The organism is Pseudoalteromonas sp. APC 3224 (assembly GCF_030407535.1).
In the GTDB taxonomy this organism is placed as follows: Bacteria; Pseudomonadota; Gammaproteobacteria; order Enterobacterales; family Alteromonadaceae; genus Pseudoalteromonas.
In genome coordinates this window covers 26,659-46,405 of record NZ_JASDDF010000028.1, presented here as the reverse complement: position 1 = coordinate 46,405, position 19,747 = coordinate 26,659, and the positions used below count along the sequence as shown (strand labels likewise).

The window sequence follows — 19,747 nt, the reverse complement described above, 5'->3', positions numbered from 1 at the left end:
CAATCGCCATCAATATCAGTGTGGGATATGTATCCCTCTCATTTTACTAATAGGAAAAAACAAATGGCTAAAAAAGGCAAAGCAAAAGCGGTTAATAAATCCGCAGTAGACACCGGTCGAGGAGTGATAAAGCACAACGCATTGGCGGCACTGGTAACCTCTAAAGTATTTAAACCGCAAGTGGTTAAAGCTAAAAAAGGTAAAGGTTCGTTTAAACGTAACAACAAACATGCAGGACAAGAGTCCTATTTAATCGCGGCTTAATTAGCACCGATCAAATAGGGCTTTTCACTTACCGGAATAAGGCTGGCTTCGAGCGACGGGTTTCGAGTCACGAGCAGCGAACACAACCTAGCACCTTTAGCCTTCTCTTTCCGCGCAGCGTCTCATGACCTCTTTGTGAATTAATCACTTAAAACATGTTTGCACAAAGAGAAGTGAATGAGGAGTAAATGAGAAGGCAACGGGCTTCGAGTGACGAGTAGCGAGCTTGTGCAAACAGTCTAGCACCTAGTCATATCAGCCCTTAAATCTATTCTTTCAGCGCAGCGCCTCCCGCAGCTCGAAGCTCGAAGCCGTACCCTCGTTATCCATGTATTATCGATTTAGAATCTTTCAGGTAAGAAGCATGGTTGCTAACTGTTTGCGAAGGGTTCTCACCAAATAATTGTGTGTAGTCTTTGGTAAATTGCCCTGCATGCCAAAACCCCCAATTGGCAGCAACCATAGAAATGGGTTTATCTTGCTTTGCTAATTTTAGCTCTCTTCTAACATTATTTAATCGAGTTAAACGTAAAAACCGCAGTGGGTTTATCCCTAAAATACTCTCAAAACTATATTGTAAGGTACGCCTGCTCACAAAGGTGAGTTCGCATAATTGAGTAATTGTTACCGTGTTTTGTGGATGCGCTTTTATATAATCTTTAACTTTATCAACGACCGCTTTGCGGTGTTTATAACTGGGAGCGATGCGTTGACACGGAGTCTGTTCGTTTAGTAAATGTAATACCAACATATTAAGCATATCTTGCTGTAAATCGGCATTTAGGCCAAAAGCGTTGTTGCTAACCATACTGTTTATTATACTCCGGGCACTTTTTAGCATGGCGTTGCATGTTGTCAGTCGCTCAGTATCTGAAGACGTTATATTTTTTAAGTGCATCCCTTGTATCTGAGCCATATATTCTAACGATTGCATGTCTATTACTAAACCATAAATATTAAACTGCTCAGGTGTAATAAGCTCAAAGTTACTCTCACTAGTGCGACACATAAATTGATTACTTGCCACATTTAAGCCATTAATTTTGCTCTGCTGCGACTGCTTTGGGATCCCAAGCCAAATAGATCGTGGCGCTATTGCGCATTGTTGGTGAAGAGCACGCTCTGTGTATTCTTCAAATGCATGAATATGAGGGTAACCCACGCTCTCAATACACCCAAAAAATCGCCCATCACTGAGCTGATCATATTTTTGCTGCCACTGCGTTAGATTATGCGCTTGCTCATCTATATCTTGGGTATGCACCATGCTCTTTTGTGGTGCGCTAGCTAAATCTTGCTGCGTCATAATGGAGTTACTCTTTGCTTTTTTTATTTTTATTAAGATTAAGTTACCACCTGTAACTATAGTTAACTATATGAAATAAAGCTAAAAATGATGATCTGCCAAAATTCGATAGTGTCTTGGTATGAATTAAGCTCTCTTGAAACTAAACAAAATTGATTTATAGCTTATAGGTCAGCAAAACCTGTACCAAGGTTTGAACTAGTTGTTATGTGGAGTAGATCATGGGGCAAAGGTACCGATATACACTGGGCACGCAGGTGTATAATTTTAAAAATTTGGCGCAAGTAATGGCAAAAGCCACTCCTCATCGCTCAGGTGACAGGTTAGCGGGTGTTATTGCACAATCAGCGCAAGAGCGAGCGGTTGCCCAAATGACCTTAGCGGATATTCCGTTGAAGGCATTTTTAAATGAGGCACTGATTGCTTATGAAGACGATGAAATAACTCGCTTAATTATGGACGATCACGATGCTAATGCATTTATGGCGATTGCTCATTTAACCGTGGGAGATTTTCGTAATTGGTTGTTAAGTGACTTTGCAACTCCCTCGGTACTTGCAAGTGTAAGACAGGGGATCACTCCGGAAATGGCTGCGGCTGTTAGCAAAATAATGCGTAATCAGGATCTTATCCTTATTGCTAAAAAATGCCATGTAACCAGTGCATTTAGAAACACCATTGGTTTACCTGGGCATTTATCCACGCGTTTACAACCTAATCACCCAACAGATGATATTAACGGCATTGCCGCCTGTATTTTAGATGGGTTGCTGTACGGTAATGGTGATGCGGTGATAGGTATAAACCCCGCAACCGACAACGTGGCGCAGGCTATTAAATTGATGACATTGATGGATGAGGTGATTCAAAAATATGAAATTCCTACCCAAAGCTGTGTGCTTACCCATGTCACTAATACGATTGAATGCATAGAAGCGGGGGCGCCAGTTGATTTAGTGTTTCAGTCTATTGGTGGAACAGAAGCCACCAATTCGAGTTTTGGTTTTAGTTTAAATACTTTAGCTGAGGCACAAGATGCCGCGCTGAGTCTAAAGCGTGGCACGGTAGGCAATAATGTGATGTATTTTGAAACAGGGCAAGGCAGCTCGCTTTCGGCTAATGCTCATCACGGGCTTGATCAGCAAACCTGCGAAACTCGCGCGTATGCCGTTGCACGAAAATTTAATCCGCTATTAGTTAATACGGTGGTGGGATTTATAGGCCCGGAGTATTTATTTGATGGCAAAGAAATTACCCGCGCGGGGCTTGAGGATCATTTTTGTGCCAAATTACTGGGTATTCCGATGGGATGTGACGTGTGTTACACCAATCATGCCGAGGCTGACCAAAATGATATGGATAATTTACTTACGCTGCTTGGCGTAGCTGGGTGCTCGTTTGTGATGGGGATTCCGGGCTCCGATGACATTATGCTCAATTACCAAACTACCTCATTTCATGATGCGTTATACGTGCGCCGAGTTCTAGGCTCTCGTCCCGCGCCAGAATTTGAAAAGTGGCTTACTAACATGAACATTATGAAAAACAGTAGCGATGTTACTTTATCGCACAGTCTTCCCGCGGCATTTGCTAAGCCGTTAGATGCACTGGCGGGAGGCCGTTCATGACTGCAGATTTTAAATCAAATGACCTTGCTAATACTGATCATAAAAATAATGGCAATGTGGTACACAACCCATGGCGTGACTTACGCCAGTTTACTGATGCCCGCATAGGACTTGGTCGAGCGGGTATTAGTTTACCAACCTCTGAAATGCTGGCGTTTCAACTGTCGCATGCGCAAGCGCGCGATGCAGTCAATTTTCCACTTGATATCAATGGAATGAAAGCAAAGTTAGCGACTGTTAATGCAGCTAATGCGCGTGTATTGCATTTACATAGCCAAGCGGTTGATAGAGTTACTTATTTACAACGACCAGATTTAGGTCGAAAGCTAAATGAGCATAGTCGTCAATTATTACTTGATTTTGTTGCTGAGCAACAGCAAAGCACCCAAGAAAAGTATGACTTAGCCATTGTGGTCGTTGATGGTTTGTCATCGTTGGCGGTTCAAAAAAATGCAGCTCCTTTTATAACTGAATTACTTTCACAGTTGAGCGTTAATAAGCCTCTCACTCTTGCTCCAATCACCTTAGTTGAACAAGGGCGAGTAGCCATTGGTGATGATATTGGTGAGTTATTGAATGCCCAAATTGTGATGGTGCTCATTGGTGAACGCCCGGGGCTTAGCTCACCAGATAGCTTGGGGCTTTATTTAACCTGGGAGCCTAAAACAGGGCTTAACGATTCGCTGCGTAATTGTATATCTAATATTCGTCCTGCAGGTTTGACCTATATTGATGCGGCAAGTCGGGCAGCCTACTTATTAAATGAAGCTAAAACATTAAAACTAACAGGAGTGAACTTAAAAGATCGGACACAGGATGATGTGATTGAGCATCAACAATCGAGCCGTCATTTTTTAAATGCGGAATAACGGTAATTAACAATAAAAATGAAATATCGATAAAGAGGATGTTATGTCTACTAATAATTCAGAATACTTAGCAAAAAGGCAGCTCAAAGGTGGCACTGCAGGTTGGTTATTGCTGGCAGGGTTAGGGGTATCGTATGTGATTTCAGGTGACTTTGCTGGGTGGAACTTTGGTATTGCAGAAGCTGGCTGGGGCGGCTTCGCGATAGCGGCAGTGCTAATGGCGATTATGTATTTAACTTTGGTGTTATCGCTGGCTGAAATGTCGGCTGCTATTCCTGCTGCTGGAGGGGGTTATAGTTTTGCTCGTCAAGCAATGGGGCCAACGGGTGGTTATTTAACCGGTCTTGCGGTATTAATTGAATATGCGTTAGCACCGGCCGCCATTGTGATATTTATTGGCTCTGCAGTGGAGGCGTTAACGGGGTTCAATGGCCCATGGGTTTATGCACTATTTTATTTGGTGTTTGTAGGTATTCATTTAGCTGGAGTAGGTGAAGCGCTAAAAGTAATGATGGTAATAAGCGGTTTAGCGGTACTGGCTATTGTTGCAACGGCAGTGGTTTTAATTACAAATTTTGATGCTACCAATTTATTTGATGTTGCAGTAACAGATGCCGCAGGTGCGAATGAATTTTTACCTTTGGGTTGGTATGGGGTATGGGCAGCTTTACCTTTTGCTATGTGGTTATTTTTAGCGGTTGAAGGCGTGCCATTGGCGGCTGAAGAGGCAAAAGATCCGGCTAAAGATGTACCTAAAGGCATTATTGGCGCCATGGTATTTTTATTGTTTACCGCGTTATTAGTGGTTGTGTTAGTACCCGGCGCAGCAGGTGCAACAGCAATGGGCGCTAGCGCAGTTCCGCTGGTGGATGCGTTAAATGCGACGGGCAATAGCGATTTAGCAACCGTGGTTAATATACTGGGATTAGCGGGGCTGGTGGCTTCATTTTTCTCTATTATTTATGGCTATAGTCGATTGGTGTTTGCGTTATCGCGTGCGGGGTATTTACCGCGTTCGTTATCAATTACCACAGCGCGTAAAGTGCCAGCACGAGCGCTTATTGTTCCTGCTGTATTTGGTTTTTTAGCTTCACTAAGTGGTGAGGGCGATTTAATGTTAGCTATGGCGGTAGTGGGGGCAACGGTATCGTATGCGTTAATGGCGTTCAGTCATATAATGTTGCGCTTAAAACAACCTGATTTACCTCGACCTTATAAAACGCCTGGCGGCATTGTCACTTCAAGCATAGCATTGTGTTTATCCTTGATTGCTTTGACTGGTGTGTACGTCTTTGACCCCCGTGCTTTTTTATACACTATGGTGCTGTTTATAGTCGGTGCGGCGTATTACTTTGGCTTTAGCTCTAAACATTTAGTGGCCAAAAGTGCAGATGAGGAGTTTGCTATGCTCGCTGATGCTGAGGCCGGTTTAAATACAGCGATAAGTGAGGGGTAATTTTCATTTACTAAAATAACTCATGTGGCTTTAACCTTCGAAGAGTTTGTAATGGCGCGATAAGTTTTAACTTACCGCGCTTTTTATTGTAAATAAACTCAGTAATACAGAAGGTATATTCAAAAAGTAGGCCGTTTTTAATTCACTTCTGCGCTGACCCTTTGTTACAGCGCAGAAGTGAATTATATGGTTAACCTAAGCTAAAGAGGACGTGCGGTAGAGTCTCTAACGACGAGCTCAGGAGTGTATAGTTTTATAATATCGCGGTCATTGCCATTACGAATTTGGGCTATTAATAAGCTAGCCGCATCTTCAGCAATTTTATTATTTGGCTGATGAGCCGTGGTGAGTTTTGGCCATGTTTGACGCGAGAATGGGCTATCCTCAAACCCTGTTATAGAAAGCTCGCTGGGTATATCAATGTTCATTAATCTGGCTGCAAATAACGCACCGGCGGCTATTTCATCATTACATGAGACGATAGCGGTTGGCCTATTTGTTTGGCTAATGAGTGTTTTAGCGCCCTCAACCCCCGACTCAAATGAATATTCGCCATCAATAATTAAGCTTGGATCTATAGGAATGTCGTATTGGGTTAGCGCCGCTTTGTAACCTTCCAAGCGCTCTTTGGTCGAGTTATGCTCGCTGCCACCGGCTAAAAAGCCAATGCGCGTGTGGCCGTTATTAATTAGATGCTCAGTAATTGACTTTGAGGCGAGATTATCGTCAATCATAATACAGGGTGTTAATGAATCAGGCGCGTTGTGCCCTGATAAAATACGCACAACTTTTAGGTCTAGTTGAGTTAGTTTTTCAACAAACTCAGGCATTTCAGAAAAGGGCGGGGTGAGTAAGATTCCCGCGATACGAGTACGTTTGATCATATTAGTAATTTCATCAAAAATATGCGCTTCTTTGGCATCACATGGGTGAATAAGTAGTTCAAACCCCTGCTTTTTGCACGCATCTAAAATACCATTTTGCATGTCGATAATGTAGTACGCATTAGGATTGTCGTAAATGTAAGCTATGCTGTAAGCTTTTGTTCCTGCAAGACTTCTTGCTGCTAAGTTTGGCTGGAAGTTCAACTTTTCGACCGACGCCATGACTTTTTCACGGGTGTTGTCACGGACCGAGGTTTCGTTATTTATTACTCTTGATACCGTTTTTATTGATACTCCGGCATCTTTTGCCACGTCGTTTATTGTTGTTCTCATCGGCTTAATAGACCTTTACATATCATTTTGGGTACTATACTAATTTATCTTTATCGGTTAACGACTACAGCAAAAGCGGTTAACAGTATTCGGTTTTTATTATTTGACGACTAAATTATAAAGACATCATTGAATTTTAACAGTTAATTTATACGCCTTTCTTGAGAGAATGGTAGATAAAGTTTCAGGTAATGATTTAGTAATATTTAAATCTCATTTAAATACAGTGATTTAAAATAAAAAAAGACGTATGCATGTAAATTTTTTGTATCTTTTTTTGCCCCCTATGTAGCTATAAAAGAAAAAAAAGGATACATTAACAGTCAAATGACAGCGTTGTCATAAATTAAAGCGCAATGTTAATTATTATTTAGAACCTACGTAGTGGATTGTTTGGCTAAGGTAGCAATTACTAGATATGAATAGTGATTAATTTAAAGCATAAAATATTTTTTAGCTGATGGTACATTATAAACTAACCGCACTAAGAATAAATGCATTGAAAAATCGGCTTAATTTTTAGCATTTGAAAGAGATGCTTGAGTGACTAAGTTAATAATAAAGGGAGAGTAGCGAATGAAGATTCAATCATTACTGACAGCATGCTGCTTAGCACTAGGTTTAAGTGCATGTCAGGGCAATGTTGAAGGACAAAATACGGCATCGGTTCAGCTAAGGCCTGCAAACGATAGTGCGGTGGAGTTACTTGCTAACACATTACAAATAAAATATCAGCAAGTTGATAACCGCCCATCAGCACAGTGCGATCCAGATATTGAAAACGGTCACTGTTTTAAAGCGAATTTACATTTAACTGCCAACTCGGCAATTAACGTTGACCAATGGAAAATTTACTTTAGTCAAATTACGCCTATACAAAAGTCGATTAGCGATGAATTTACTATTAAACACGTTAATGGCGATATTCATGTCATTGAGCTTAAAGATGGGTTTACTGGCTTTAAAGCCGGTGAGACTAAAACGATTACTTTTTATGCGCATTTTTGGTCATTATCGCAAAGCGACGCTATTCCTAACTATATCGTGGTGAATAATAACGACACAGCTAAAGTGATTGAAAGTACAAAGCCTAAAATTGATCCAGAGACCGGCTTAGAGCTATTACCTCATGTAGAACCTTATACCGATTACACTCGTCAGTTTAAACGTACTGCGGGCGACAAAACACAGTGGCTTACTGCTGAACGCTTGTTTGAGCGTAATGAAAAGTATGACTTTTCAGCTTATTTAACCTCGCAAAATCAAGTGAGTAATGTCATTGCTCAGCAAATTATACCCACCCCACGCGTTAGCGAGTTTAGTCAAACTCAAACGCTTGATATTAGCCAAGGGCTTAATATTAATTATGCAGAAGTTAATAAATCAAGTGTATTGGCTGCAATCGAGCGGCTGGAACTACTAGGTATTAATTTAAACGATGATGCAGCGGCAATTAAGGTCACACTCAATTCCACTGTTAAAAAAGATCAGCTTAATGGTAGTTATAAATTAGCAATTAAAGCCGATGAGGTTGTAATCGATGCAGTTGACGAAACGGGTGTTTTTTATGCTCTGCAAAGTTTAGCGAGCTTATATCAGGTTAACAGTAATATATTACCTGTGGGAGAAGTTATTGACGCACCACATTATCAGTTTAGAGGTGTGTTGGTTGATGTAGCGCGAAACTTTCGTGATAAAGGCTTTATTTTAAAGTTACTTGATCAAATGGCTGCTTATAAACTTAACAAGTTACATTTACACTTAGGTGATGATGAAGGCTGGCGTTTAGAAATTCCATCACTGCCTGAACTTACAGATATAGGTGCAAAGCGTTGTTTTGATCAAAGTGAGCAGCAATGTTTAATGCCACAACTAGGCGCAGGGCTTGATACTTCAAGTGCGGCAAACGGCTATTATTCGGTAGCAGACTACCAAGAAATACTTAAAGCGGCGAGCGCGCGCCACATTCAAGTGATCCCATCGCTTGATATGCCAGGACATTCTCGCGCTGCGATTAAATCCATGCAAGCGCGTTATAATAAATATATACAACAAGGCGATAAACAAAAAGCCGAACAGTTCTTACTTTATGACCCGCTTGATACAACGCTCTATTCGTCGGTACAGCACTACAACGACAATACCATTAATGTGTGTTTAGACTCATCCTATGCGTTTATCCGTGAAGTAATGGAACAAGTAAAAAGTATTCATAGTGAGGCACAGCATCCGCTAACTCGTTATCACATAGGTGCCGATGAAACCGCCGGAGCATGGGTCGAATCACCTGCTTGTGCTGATTTTATTAAACAAAATAAGTTAGAAATTACCGAAGCAGGTCAGCTGGGTAGTTATTTTATTGAACGTATCGCTAATATGTTGGCTGATATGAATATTGAAACCGCAGCATGGAGCGATGGCTTATCACATACTAACCCAGATAATATGTCAGAGGTTGTGCAAGGTAATATTTGGGATTTATTAATGTGGAATGGCCATCAGCGTGCACATGAATTTGCCAATAGAAATTGGCAAGCAGTGCTTTCGTCGCCAGATGTGCTGTATTTTGACTTTCCGTATGAGGCAGACCCACAAGAGCATGGTTATTACTGGGCTTCAAGGCACATAAATACTGAGAAAATATTTCAGTTTATGCCAGATAATTTGCCTATTCATGCTGAATTTTGGCTTGATAGAGAAGATAAGCCTTATGTAGCTGATGACACATTGCAGCATGATGAGCAAGGCAAGATCGTATCCGCGCCTTTAGCTAAAGATAAACGTTTTGTGGGTATTCAGGGTCAATTATGGAGCGAAAATACGCGTACCAATAATATGGCTGAATATAAGCTATTCCCACGATTATTATCGCTGGCACAGCGCGCTTGGCATAAAGCGGATTGGGCGGTACCGTATGATCACAATGGATTTGTTTACAGCCAACAAACAAATCGCTTTAGCCCTGAATTAAAGCAGCAGCGCGATCAGCAATGGCAAACTTTTGCTGCTACCATGGGGCTTAAAGAATTTGCCAAGTTAGAACGTGCTGATGTGCATTATCGTCTTGCAAATGCAGGTGCTAAAATTGAGAATAGCATGTTGTACGCTAATATTGCTTACCCTGGTTTAGTGATTGAATACAAACAAGGTGATGAGCAATGGCAAACCTACACACAACCTGTCAAAGTAACACAAGATGTATGGGTTCGATCTAAGACTCCATCAGCTAGTCGTGTAAGCAGAAAGCTTAAAGTAACGCACCGTTAAGGTGCGTTATTCCGTTAAATTATTGACGATTGAAGAAGTTATTTATTTGTAAATAAAAGTAATGACAACGCTGTCATTTGTGCTAGTATAAGATTCATACAGTATGACAGTCCGGCTTTATTTTAGTGTTTTGCAAAACGGTCGAACAACTTAAGAGGCAAAAATGATCACCAACAATATTAAAAACAATCAACTCTTTGTGGGGATCGATGGCGGCGGCACTAAATGTAAAGCAATTATCGTCAATAGCTGTAATAACATAGTCGGCACCGGTGTGGCAGGCCCAGGTAACCCGTTACATGGTTTTAATCAAGCAACTCATTCTATTGAGCAATCAGCGCGTTTAGCATTACAAGATGCAGGGCTTAAAGATATGCCTTTATCTGAGCTTATTGCAGGGGTTGGCCTAGCAGGGGTTAACTTACCAAGTTTGCATAATCAAATGACACAATGGCAACACCCATTTAAAGCCATGCACTTAACTACTGATTTACTTATTGCTTGTATGGGCGCTCATCAGGGCGAGGATGGCGCAGTGATGATTGCTGGCACTGGTTCGTGTGGATTTTCATACGTTAATGGCCAATCGTTTATGATTGGTGGTCATGGCTTTCCACATGGTGACAAAGGCAGTGGTGCATGGATTGGCTTTACTGCTTGTCAGTATGTGCTGCTTAGCCTAGATAAATTAATCCCAAGTGGTGCGCTTACTAACTTGTTAATGAAGTATTTAGAAGTCAGCGATGCAATGCAACTTGTTGAAGTGATTGCCAATAAGCCTGCAGCCTTTTTTGCGCAACTTGCAGGTTGTGTTTTTCAATCAGCACAGGCGAACGATGCCACAGCAATTGCCATTTTAAAAGAAGGTGGCGCTTATTTAAGCGACATTGCACGACAATTATTAGATAAAAACCCACCAAGGCTTTCGTTTATTGGTGGCTTATCAACCGTGATGACAACATGGTTAGACCCAGACATACAAGCTATTTTATCAGCCCCATTATCGTCACCAGAAATGGGGTCTGTACTTTACGCTAAACAACAGCACGTTAATTACAGCAGCCAGGAGTTATGATGTTTAACACACTAATGGAAAAAGAAGCGGCGCAAACGCCAAATGTTATTGAAAAGCAAATTATTGCCAACCAACCTTTAGTGGAAAAAATTGGTCATAAGCTTCGCGATATGGCCCCTAAGGTGGTTATGATGATTGGTCGCGGTTCATCAGATCATGCTGGCGTTTTTGGTAAGTATTTAATTGAAATTGAAGCGGGTGTACCCGTCAGTTCAGCAGCGCCATCAGTGGCGAGTGTATATGGTAAAACATTAAAGCTTGAAGGCGCTGTTGTGATTGTAATTTCTCAATCAGGACGCAGCCCAGACATTCTTGCCCAGGCAAAAATGGCGAAAGAGGCGGGCGCTTATTGTATTGCGCTGGTTAACGATGAAGCGTCACCTCTACAAGACATAGTCGATGATTTTGTTCCTCTTAAAGCCGGCGATGAAATTTCGGTGGCGGCAACAAAAAGCTATTTGGCAACGTTATCAGCCCTAGTACATATTGTTGCTAATTGGACTCAAAATGAGTCATTATTACAAGGGCTTGACGAGTTACCTAGCGCGCTTAATGCCATTATAGATTCGCCAACTCAGCTGCAACCTACTGAGTTTGCAAATATTAAGAATATGGTGGTATTGGCACGTGGTTTAGGGTTTTCTATCTCAAAAGAAATGGCACTTAAGCTTAAAGAGGTGTGTGCTATTCATGCCGAGTCATTTAGTAGTGCGGAGTTTTTACATGGTCCGGTGACCTTAGTTGAGCAAGGGTTAGTGATTTTAGATTGTTCGGTTGATGATGAAACCAAAGAGTCACATCAGCAGCAAATTGCTGAGGTCAAAAAACGCGGTGCACAAGTGATTAGCCTTAATCAACAAGGTATAAAAGTATACCCGCGATTAGCGCCATTTTTAGTGTTACAGCGTTTTTACCTTGATGTGGCAAAATTGGCATTAAGCCTTGGTTTTAATCCTGATGAGCCAAAGGGGCTTAAAAAAGTAACAAGGACATTATAAATGTCAGTTAAACGAATTCATGTAGCCCAGTTTTTTGATGGCGAGCACTTTGTTAACGACAAAGTGCTAAGCGTTGATGCGGGTATTATTACGGCAATAGATGATAACGTACAGCAGACAGACGAGCACCTAACGGGTTTAGTCGCACCTGGCTTTATTGACTTACAAGTTAATGGCGGTGGCGGTGAGTTGTTTAACCGTACTAGCAGTGTTGCAGGGGTTAAAAAAATACTGCTAGCACATGCCAAATACGGTACAACTGCTATGCTGCCAACGTTAATTACTGACACTGTAGAAGTAATGCGCCAAGCAGCCGATGTAATTGCTCAGGCGATAGCCCAAAAAACGCCAGGTATTATTGGTATTCACTTTGAAGGGCCGCATTTGTCAGTGGCAAAAAAGGGGGCTCACAGCGCTGATTTTATTCGTCCTATTTCTGAACAAGAGTGGCAGGTGTTATCTCGCCAAGATTTAGGTAAAGTCGTAGTCACCTTAGCGCCTGAAAATGTACTACCAAGCGATATTACCAAAATGTGCGATTTAGGGATTCAGGTTTGTTTAGGTCATACCAACGCAAGCTTTGAACAGGCTCAACAGGGCGTTGATGCTGGGGCAACCGGATTTACGCATTTGTATAATGCTATGTCACCACTACAAGGGCGTGAGCCGGGAGTGGTTGGCTGTGCATTATTAAATGATGATACTTATTGTGGCTTAATTGTTGATGGCCATCATGTTGATTACGCAGCATGCCAACTGGCATTAAAAGCAAAACCAATGGGGCGCGTATTTTTAGTTACTGATGCGATGCCACCAGTGGGAACAGATGATACTCAGTTTGCTTTTTTTGACCGAACTGTCACCTTAGAGAATGGTAAACTCACCTCTACAACAGGTGAGTTGGCCGGCTCTGCGCTTGATATGGCAACCGCTGTTAGAAACACTGTAACTCATTTAAAGCAGCCATTAGCGCAAGCGCTTAAAATGGCGAGTTTATATCCTGCTCAGTATTTAAAGTTGTCCGCCACACACGGGCGATTAATATTGGGTAGTCCAGCAGATTTTGTACAATTAAACACACAACAACAAGTCATTAGCACGTGGATTGGCGGCGCTCAGGTTTGTTAACAACATAATAAATATAAATAAAGGAAAATAACATGACAACCAATGTTATGGATACGTCCAAAAATAGTAGCGTGGTCCCCATGGCCATTGTTGCGGTATTATTTTTTATACTGGGCTTTGCTACTTGGCTCAATGGCTCGTTAATGCCTTACTTAAGTCAAATTTTACAATTAACCCCATTTCAAGGGTCGTTAATTTTATTTTCCTTTTATATTGCGGTCACATTTACTGCGCTGCCCTCGGCAGTACTGATCAAAAAGGTCGGCTACAAAAACGGTATGGCATTGGGGATGGGCTGTATGATGTTAGCAGGCTTAATGTTTATTCCTGCTGCTATGTCGCAGTTTTTTCCTTTGTTTTTACTAGCGCAGTTGGTAATGGGTGCAGGGCAAACCTTATTACAAACCGCGGTTAATCCTTATGTAGTACGTTTAGGGCCAGAAGAATCGGCTGCTGTACGTATTAGTATTATGGGGATTTTAAATAAAGGCGCAGGAGTTATCTCACCGATGGTTTTTACCGCCTTAATTTTAAGTAACTTTACCGGTACCGTGGGCACAGATCTAAGCCAACAGCAAGTTGATGATATGGCAAATGGTCTTATTTTACCTTACTTAGGCATGGCCTTATTTATTGGTGTATTAGCTTTTGCGGTTAAAAAGTCTCCGCTGCCTGAGCTTATCAATGATGAAGTAGAAGCAATAAACGACAAAGGTGAAATTCGTGAAACACTCTCTCATCCAAACTTGGTGTTAGGTGCTATTGCTATCTTTTTGTATGTTGCGGTAGAGGTTATTGCTGGCGATACCATAGGTACTTTTGCACTATCGCTGGGTATTGAAAACTATGGGGTAATGACTTCATACACTATGATGTTTATGGTGTTTGGTTATATTTTAGGTATTTTACTTATCCCTAAATTTATCTCTCAGCAAGCGGCCTTAACAGCATCGGCTGTATTGGGTATTGTGATCACCCTTTGCATTTTGTTTATTGATGCGCAGTCTTTTGTTATTGCCAATGCCATACTAGTGCCTTTAGGAGGCGCTAATTTACCAGATGCTTTACTGCTAATTGCCTTTTTAGGCCTAGCAAACGCCATTGTTTGGCCAGCGGTCTTCCCACTTGCGTTATCGGGTTTAGGTAAACTAACCAGCACAGGCTCAGCACTGTTAGTAATGGGTATAGCGGGCGGTGCATTTGGTCCGGTGTTATGGGGCTTACTGAGCGGCTTTACCTCGCTACAAACTGGCTACTCTGTATTGTTACCTTGTTACTTATTTATATTATTTTATGCCGTGAAAGGGCATAAAATGAAAAAGCAATAACATCCACCAGCTATCCCTAGCTCAGTGCACTTTGCAGTATAAAGTGCACTGATTATTAGGGCACTTTATCAGTTTAAGCGTGTTACCTTGAGCTTTATTCTGCCAGCATTCGCCCCATAAAAACGACTTAAATCATTAGCAAATGGACAAAATTCTCCTGATTTTTTAATGGTTATTTCAACGCCTTCGGCAATTTCAAATGCATGATCATCGCTTTGGCCAATTGTTCCTATTAAGCTAAACCACTGCGCCGTGGCTAAACGCCTAAATGGCTCAAGTAATGCCATAGGGATTTCTTTAACGCCGAGTTGCACATTATCGCGATGCCAGCCAGAGGGAGGGCACTTTACACCATCGTCATACCAAAATTGGTTAGGGTAAGGAGTAAAGCGATAGGTTGCACCTTGGGCAAGCATTAAGCCGGTAGCGTTGTAAGCTTCACTGGCGTACACCATCACATCTTGGCTTTGATTAACACTCAGTAAGCTCATATTTTGATTGGCGAGCATTATATGACTACTAAGCCCCATAAAGTTTAGTGTACTGTCATCGCTGTAAATCATTTTATAATGTATATTTTTTAACGATTCAGGTCGGTAGCTGGTTAACTTATTAATTCGCTGGGCAACACTGTGATGTATTAATGGAGCATTGTGGCTAATTTCATCGTTAATTAATACACAGCACTGCCTATCAACCAGCTTAAAAAATGGGTTTAACCAAAAGTAATTTTGTTGATGACTTAGCGCCAGTGGATCGGGAATAACTGTCACATCATCTTGGGCAACTAAGTTACTCTCAGGTAAAAGGTTTTCATAGTCTATGTCATGACTGGTTAATAACGAAACCGATAGCGACTGAGCAATGAGCCACTCAAGCGCATAACGCAAGCAGATATCGGCAAGTCCATCGCGATAGTAGCCGCCCCCTACATCGGAGTGGGCTCCTGCAAACCACAGCTCGGTAATGTTAGCTTGTTGATTCATTAATGTGGGCTCAAAGGCCCGTCGTTTTTCATCGAGCGCAACACAATGCAGGGCCCCAGCTACATTATTGGCAATAGTATGATTTTCAAAAACCACATGCTCTGCGCCACGGGCAGCTTTACTTATCTTTGATAGGCCAATTGAGGCCACGGTGTCAAAAACACACAAATATACTTGCTCATTTATTAATGGCTCTAGGCATTTAGCAAAACGCCTTGCTAATGCAGCGCCTCTGCTAAAACCGGTAAGTAGAACAGTATCGCCACTTTGATAATGCTGCTTAAAATCTGTGATAGCCTGAGTCAAAATGCTGGCCACATCTTCAGAACGTGGGGCAAGTGTTTGATTTAAAATTCGTTTTAAACGACTGCCTTTGGTGCCTATGCCTTGGTAATAAAAGCTTAGTTGCTGTGAAAATGGGGTAGTGGGTGAATCATCAAGTTTACCGCCGAGCAATAAGTGTAGTTTTAGAATATTAGAAATACTGGCGTCTTCTTTAAAATGCTCTGTACTGAACTGATCTGCGTCGCGGGGTTCACTGCCGGTACCATCAAAATTAAAAATAAGCGTTTTAAAGGTCATTACTAAATTCCGTGAGTGGTTTATGTAAATTTATATGGGAATTGTGAAAAATTAAAGACGGCGGTAATAAATATTTGTTTAATCTTATTTATTACCGCGGCTGATGTAGCTATTTAACCTGAAATCTGCTTGAGATGGATTTATTATCCGGGTTTCAGGTTATTTAGTGCAATTTCATTTTTGGGCGAACAACACGCAGTACTTTTTCGCTGATCCACAAAGCAAAGGTTTTGGCACTGCCGTGGATAGCGCGCTGATGCATTCTATATAGTGAGATATACATAAAGCGGGCAATTTTACCTTCAATAAAAAAGCTACTACTGGTTAGGTTACCCATTAAGCTGCCCACCGTGCTGTATCGCGATAAATTTACCAGTGAGCCATGGTCATTATATTCAAACTTTTTCAGGGGCTGCTCACGTAGTGTGGCAATTAGATTTTTTTCAACGCATTGTGCCATTTGATGAGCCGATTGTGCGCGTGGCGGCACTTGAGTCCCATCGTCTTGAGTAAACGCGCAGCAATCACCGAGTACATAGATTTGAGGGTCTTGGCTACTTTGTAAGTAATCATTCACTTTTATTTGATTGCTACGTGTCAGCTCAAATATGTCTAGCCCTTTAATGAAATCGGGTGCTTTTACTCCTGCTGCCCACACCATAATATCCGCATTTATTTGCTCGTCATTATTAGTGATAAAGCCATGCTCGGTTGCTTGTTTAACTTGGGTGTTTTCTCGTACGGTAACCCCTAATCTTAATAATTCACGTTTGGCTGAGCTGGCAATTCGCTCAGACAGCGCCGGTAAAATTCTGGGACCCGCTTCAATCAAATGTATGTGCAAGCGTTTCGCCGACATATTGGTTAAACCGTATATTTTGAGTAAATCAGAAACATGATACAACTCAGCTGAGAGTTCAACGCCAGTTGCCCCACCGCCAACAATAGCAATGTTTAATGAATGCAATGGGTCGTCGTCTTGATGAAGGCGAGTAAAGTTATCTAGTAAGGCGTGTTGAAAACGCTCGGCTTGTTGGTTTGAATCAAGGTAAAAGCAATGGTCTTTAATACCCGGGGTGTTGAAGTCGTTACTGACACTGCCAATGGCAATAACTAAATGATCATAGTGTACGGTTCGTTTAGGTAGTATTTGATGCCCTAACTCGTCATATAGAGGGCTTAAGGTAATGGTTTTATTACTGTTATCGAGGTTACAAAAGGTACCAAGTTGGAAGTTATAGTGGTGCTTGGCCGCATGCGCTGAGTATACAACGCCATCTAAATCGGCATCAATAGAGCCGGTTGCTACTTCATGCAATAACGGTTTCCATATATGAGTGCGGTTTTTATCAATGAGTAATATATTTGCGTGTTGTTTCTTTCCTAATTTGTGCCCTAATTGAGTTGCTAGCTCAAGCCCACCAGCGCCACCGCCTATGATGACAATTTTTGGTATGGTTTTGTCCATGACTATGCCCTTAAAAATAATATACCGAAGCAATTTCTGTACGTTGATTTTTAAAATGACTTGGGTATCAAAAAATTATTTTGGCAAAGCATGCTTTTATAGGGCTATAGTGTGCGCCTAATTGAAGGATATGTCAGCAATAAATCCAATGATATGCTGTATACTGATATGCAAATATTTCATCTACTGCGCATTTACAGTATTTATGGGCACCGACATAAAAAGGACGCTTTTATGAGTACCTCGCTAGTTCAGTCTCTTGAGCAACATTTTGGTTTTAATCAGTTTAGAGCAGGGCAACAACAAACCATAGAGCAATTGCTAAATGGCCAATCATCACTGGCTATATTTCCAACGGGGTCGGGTAAATCCTTGTGCTATCAACTTACTGCGTTACATTTACCGCATTTAACCTTGGTAGTATCGCCATTATTAGCGTTGATGAAAGATCAAATAAGTTTTTTAAACAGCAAAGGCATTTATGCCGCAAGTCTTGATTCAAGCCAAGATCAAATGCAAAGCAGTACGGTAATGAACGATGTGCGCGGTGGTAAAATTAAAGTGTTAATGGTGTCAGTTGAGCGCTTTAAAAACGAACGCTTTAGAGAATTTATTAGCCAAGTGGCACTTTCTATGTTGGTAGTAGACGAAGCGCATTGTATTTCTGAGTGGGGTCATAACTTTAGACCCGATTACTTAAAGTTACCGCGTTACCGTGAAGAGCTAAATATTCCGTTAGTGCTACTATTAACCGCCACCGCTACTAAAAAAGTTAAACGCGATATGGCAGAGCGATTTGCTATTGATCCACAATGCATTGTGCAAACGGGGTTTTATCGCGCTAATTTAGATTTAAATGTGCTGAGTGTTAAAACGGCTGATAAAAATACTGAGCTTACTGAAATTGTCCGTGCGCAAACCGGCCCCGGTATTGTGTATGTCACGCTGCAGCAAAGTGCTGAACAAGTAGCCAATATGTTAAGCGCACAGGGCCTGCAGGCGGTGGCGTATCATGCCGGGCTTGAAGACACCCTACGCGGGCAAATTCAAGATGATTTTATGGCGGGAAAAATAAATGTAGTGGTCGCCACTATTGCCTTTGGCATGGGGGTTGATAAATCAGACATTCGTTTTGTAATTCACTACGATTTACCTAAATCAATTGAAAACTACAGCCAAGAAATTGGCCGTGCAGGACGTGATGGCAACCCATCGAATTGCTATACGCTGGCTAATCTAGATGGCTTAAATACAGTCGAAAACTTTGTGTACGGCGATACCCCAGAGCTCGGCGGTATTGAATATGTTATTAACGATATTCGCCAAGCTCAACAGCAATGGGAAATGCAAGAATATAGCTTATCTAGCGAAAGTAATATTCGCCAGCTTGCCCTTAAAACCTTACTGGTACAATTGGAAATACAAGGTGCAATAACCCCGCAATATGCGTATTACGCCGATTTTAAGTATAAATTTTTAGTTGATAAAAATGAGTTGCTTAATCAGTTTGATCAGCAGCGCCAAGCTTTTTTATCGCAAATATTTAGCCATACCGACTTTAAAAAAATATGGGGCACACTTAACTTTGACTCCCTAACGCAAGCCGCACAGGTTGACCGTAAACGTGTTGTAGCCGCGCTTGATTATTTAGCAGAAAAAAACCTTATCACCCTTGAAACTAAGCGTATTACTCAAGTGTACAAAGTGCATAGCGAGGTGATTAATAACCCTGCACTTGCCCAGCAGTTACATGATTACTTTACCGATAAAGAGCAAGCTGAAATAAAACGGATTGCTGCTTTGGTGCGCTTTTTTGAGCTGCAATCTTGTTTAAGCTATAACTTAGCCCGTTACTTCGATGATGCGAATGCGCCACAGCAATGTGGGCATTGTAGTGTGTGCCGTGGACATGCGGTCAAGCTTGAATATTCAATCACTCCTGCAAAAATTGATACAGTACTTATATATCAAAAGGTGGATGAGTTTTTGGTACATATGGCAACGAAAGGGGTGCATAATGTTGGCATTGAAACCCAATGTCGGTTTTTAGCGGGAATGAGTGTGCCGCTATTTGCACGCAATAAAGTACGCCAATTAAGTGGTTTCGCATTGTGTGAGCAACAGCGCTACAGCGAAATTAAAGCAATATTGCTATCAAGGTCGGCGCCTAATTAA

Annotated in this window: 14 protein-coding genes; 10 read left to right on the top strand and 4 right to left on the bottom strand. The window is 41.6% G+C overall.

The window, feature by feature from the left end:
* Positions 1-63 precede the first annotated feature (63 nt).
* The gene (gene arfA / locus QL989_RS13645) at positions 64-264 is read left to right on the top strand and encodes an alternative ribosome rescue factor ArfA (protein WP_010389506.1); all 201 of its coding nucleotides are present in this window, start codon (positions 64-66) and stop codon (positions 262-264) included.
* Positions 265-586: 322 nt separating this feature from the next.
* Here arfA and QL989_RS13640 read toward each other — a convergent pair whose 3' ends face one another.
* Complete coding sequence (locus QL989_RS13640) at positions 587-1,570, bottom strand: helix-turn-helix domain-containing protein (RefSeq protein WP_290170780.1); 984 nt, start codon at positions 1,568-1,570, stop codon at positions 587-589.
* Positions 1,571-1,791: 221 nt separating this feature from the next.
* Here QL989_RS13640 and QL989_RS13635 point away from each other — a divergent pair, with 221 nt between their 5' ends.
* From QL989_RS13635 to eat, 3 genes are read left to right on the top strand one after another with little or no spacing between them, the layout of a single operon-like run.
* On the top strand, positions 1,792-3,198 hold the full coding sequence (locus tag QL989_RS13635) for an ethanolamine ammonia-lyase subunit EutB (RefSeq protein WP_008114355.1): 1,407 nt from the start codon (positions 1,792-1,794) through the stop codon (positions 3,196-3,198).
* A complete protein-coding gene (gene eutC, locus QL989_RS13630; RefSeq protein WP_198522874.1) occupies positions 3,195-4,067 on the top strand; it encodes an ethanolamine ammonia-lyase subunit EutC in 873 nt (290 codons plus the stop codon). Before QL989_RS13635 ends, eutC begins: the two co-directional genes overlap by 4 nt.
* A 43-nt stretch (positions 4,068-4,110) precedes the next feature.
* Positions 4,111-5,523 (top strand): ethanolamine permease, encoded by a 1,413-nt coding sequence (gene eat / locus QL989_RS13625; RefSeq protein ID WP_290170779.1) that lies wholly within the window; start codon positions 4,111-4,113, stop codon positions 5,521-5,523.
* Between the two features lie 200 nt (positions 5,524-5,723).
* On the opposite strand, the gene QL989_RS13620 is transcribed toward eat, so the two are convergent.
* On the bottom strand, positions 5,724-6,740 hold the full coding sequence (locus QL989_RS13620; protein WP_138605738.1) for a LacI family DNA-binding transcriptional regulator: 1,017 nt from the start codon (positions 6,738-6,740) through the stop codon (positions 5,724-5,726).
* A gap of 576 nt (positions 6,741-7,316) precedes the next feature.
* On the opposite strand from QL989_RS13620, the gene QL989_RS13615 reads away from it, so the two are divergent.
* The 5 genes from QL989_RS13615 to nagP all read left to right on the top strand — a co-directional run bounded on the left by QL989_RS13615 (position 7,317) and on the right by nagP (position 14,536).
* Positions 7,317-10,007: a family 20 glycosylhydrolase gene (locus QL989_RS13615; protein ID WP_290170778.1), complete on the top strand. Its 2,691-nt coding sequence runs from the start codon at positions 7,317-7,319 to the stop codon at positions 10,005-10,007.
* Positions 10,008-10,170: 163 nt separating this feature from the next.
* Complete coding sequence (gene nagK / locus QL989_RS13610; RefSeq protein WP_075170065.1) at positions 10,171-11,082, top strand: N-acetylglucosamine kinase; 912 nt, start codon at positions 10,171-10,173, stop codon at positions 11,080-11,082.
* The gene (gene nagB-II, locus QL989_RS13605; protein WP_290170777.1) at positions 11,082-12,080 is read left to right on the top strand and encodes a glucosamine-6-phosphate deaminase NagB-II; all 999 of its coding nucleotides are present in this window, start codon (positions 11,082-11,084) and stop codon (positions 12,078-12,080) included. Before nagK ends, nagB-II begins: the two co-directional genes overlap by 1 nt.
* On the top strand, positions 12,081-13,208 hold the full coding sequence (nagA, locus tag QL989_RS13600) for an N-acetylglucosamine-6-phosphate deacetylase (protein WP_290170776.1): 1,128 nt from the start codon (positions 12,081-12,083) through the stop codon (positions 13,206-13,208). It abuts the gene before it with no gap.
* A 32-nt stretch (positions 13,209-13,240) separates the two neighbouring features.
* Entirely contained in the window at positions 13,241-14,536 is a 1,296-nt protein-coding gene (gene nagP / locus QL989_RS13595; protein WP_109875075.1) for an N-acetylglucosamine MFS transporter NagP, read from the top strand.
* A 68-nt stretch (positions 14,537-14,604) separates the two neighbouring features.
* Here the strand turns inward: nagP and QL989_RS13590 are convergent, their stop codons facing one another.
* Positions 14,605-16,104 carry a DUF2235 domain-containing protein gene (locus QL989_RS13590; RefSeq protein WP_290170775.1) on the bottom strand — a complete coding sequence of 500 codons (1,500 nt, stop codon included), beginning with the start codon at positions 16,102-16,104 and terminating at the stop codon, positions 14,605-14,607.
* Positions 16,105-16,267: 163 nt separating this feature from the next.
* Positions 16,268-17,572 (bottom strand): NAD(P)/FAD-dependent oxidoreductase, encoded by a 1,305-nt coding sequence (locus QL989_RS13585; RefSeq protein ID WP_290170774.1) that lies wholly within the window; start codon positions 17,570-17,572, stop codon positions 16,268-16,270.
* Positions 17,573-17,806: 234 nt separating this feature from the next.
* Between QL989_RS13585 and QL989_RS13580 the strand changes: the two genes are divergently transcribed.
* Positions 17,807-19,747 (top strand): RecQ family ATP-dependent DNA helicase, encoded by a 1,941-nt coding sequence (locus QL989_RS13580; RefSeq protein WP_290170773.1) that lies wholly within the window; start codon positions 17,807-17,809, stop codon positions 19,745-19,747.

Bases quoted from the DNA above. Each gene is read 5' to 3' on its own strand.
- QL989_RS13620 (WP_138605738.1), bottom strand. From the start codon at position 6,740: ATGAGAACAACAATAAACGACGTGGCAAAAGATGCCGGAGTATCAATA.
- QL989_RS13615 (WP_290170778.1), top strand. From the start codon at position 7,317: ATGAAGATTCAATCATTACTGACAGCATGCTGCTTAGCACTAGGTTTA.
- nagB-II (WP_290170777.1), top strand. From the start codon at position 11,082: ATGTTTAACACACTAATGGAAAAAGAAGCGGCGCAAACGCCAAATGTT.
- nagK (WP_075170065.1), top strand. From the start codon at position 10,171: ATGATCACCAACAATATTAAAAACAATCAACTCTTTGTGGGGATCGAT.
- arfA (WP_010389506.1), top strand. From the start codon at position 64: ATGGCTAAAAAAGGCAAAGCAAAAGCGGTTAATAAATCCGCAGTAGAC.
- eat (WP_290170779.1), top strand. From the start codon at position 4,111: ATGTCTACTAATAATTCAGAATACTTAGCAAAAAGGCAGCTCAAAGGT.
- QL989_RS13580 (WP_290170773.1), top strand. From the start codon at position 17,807: ATGAGTACCTCGCTAGTTCAGTCTCTTGAGCAACATTTTGGTTTTAAT.
- QL989_RS13590 (WP_290170775.1), bottom strand. From the start codon at position 16,104: ATGACCTTTAAAACGCTTATTTTTAATTTTGATGGTACCGGCAGTGAA.
- QL989_RS13585 (WP_290170774.1), bottom strand. From the start codon at position 17,572: ATGGACAAAACCATACCAAAAATTGTCATCATAGGCGGTGGCGCTGGT.
- QL989_RS13640 (WP_290170780.1), bottom strand. From the start codon at position 1,570: ATGACGCAGCAAGATTTAGCTAGCGCACCACAAAAGAGCATGGTGCAT.
- nagA (WP_290170776.1), top strand. From the start codon at position 12,081: ATGTCAGTTAAACGAATTCATGTAGCCCAGTTTTTTGATGGCGAGCAC.
- QL989_RS13635 (WP_008114355.1), top strand. From the start codon at position 1,792: ATGGGGCAAAGGTACCGATATACACTGGGCACGCAGGTGTATAATTTT.
- nagP (WP_109875075.1), top strand. From the start codon at position 13,241: ATGACAACCAATGTTATGGATACGTCCAAAAATAGTAGCGTGGTCCCC.
- eutC (WP_198522874.1), top strand. From the start codon at position 3,195: ATGACTGCAGATTTTAAATCAAATGACCTTGCTAATACTGATCATAAA.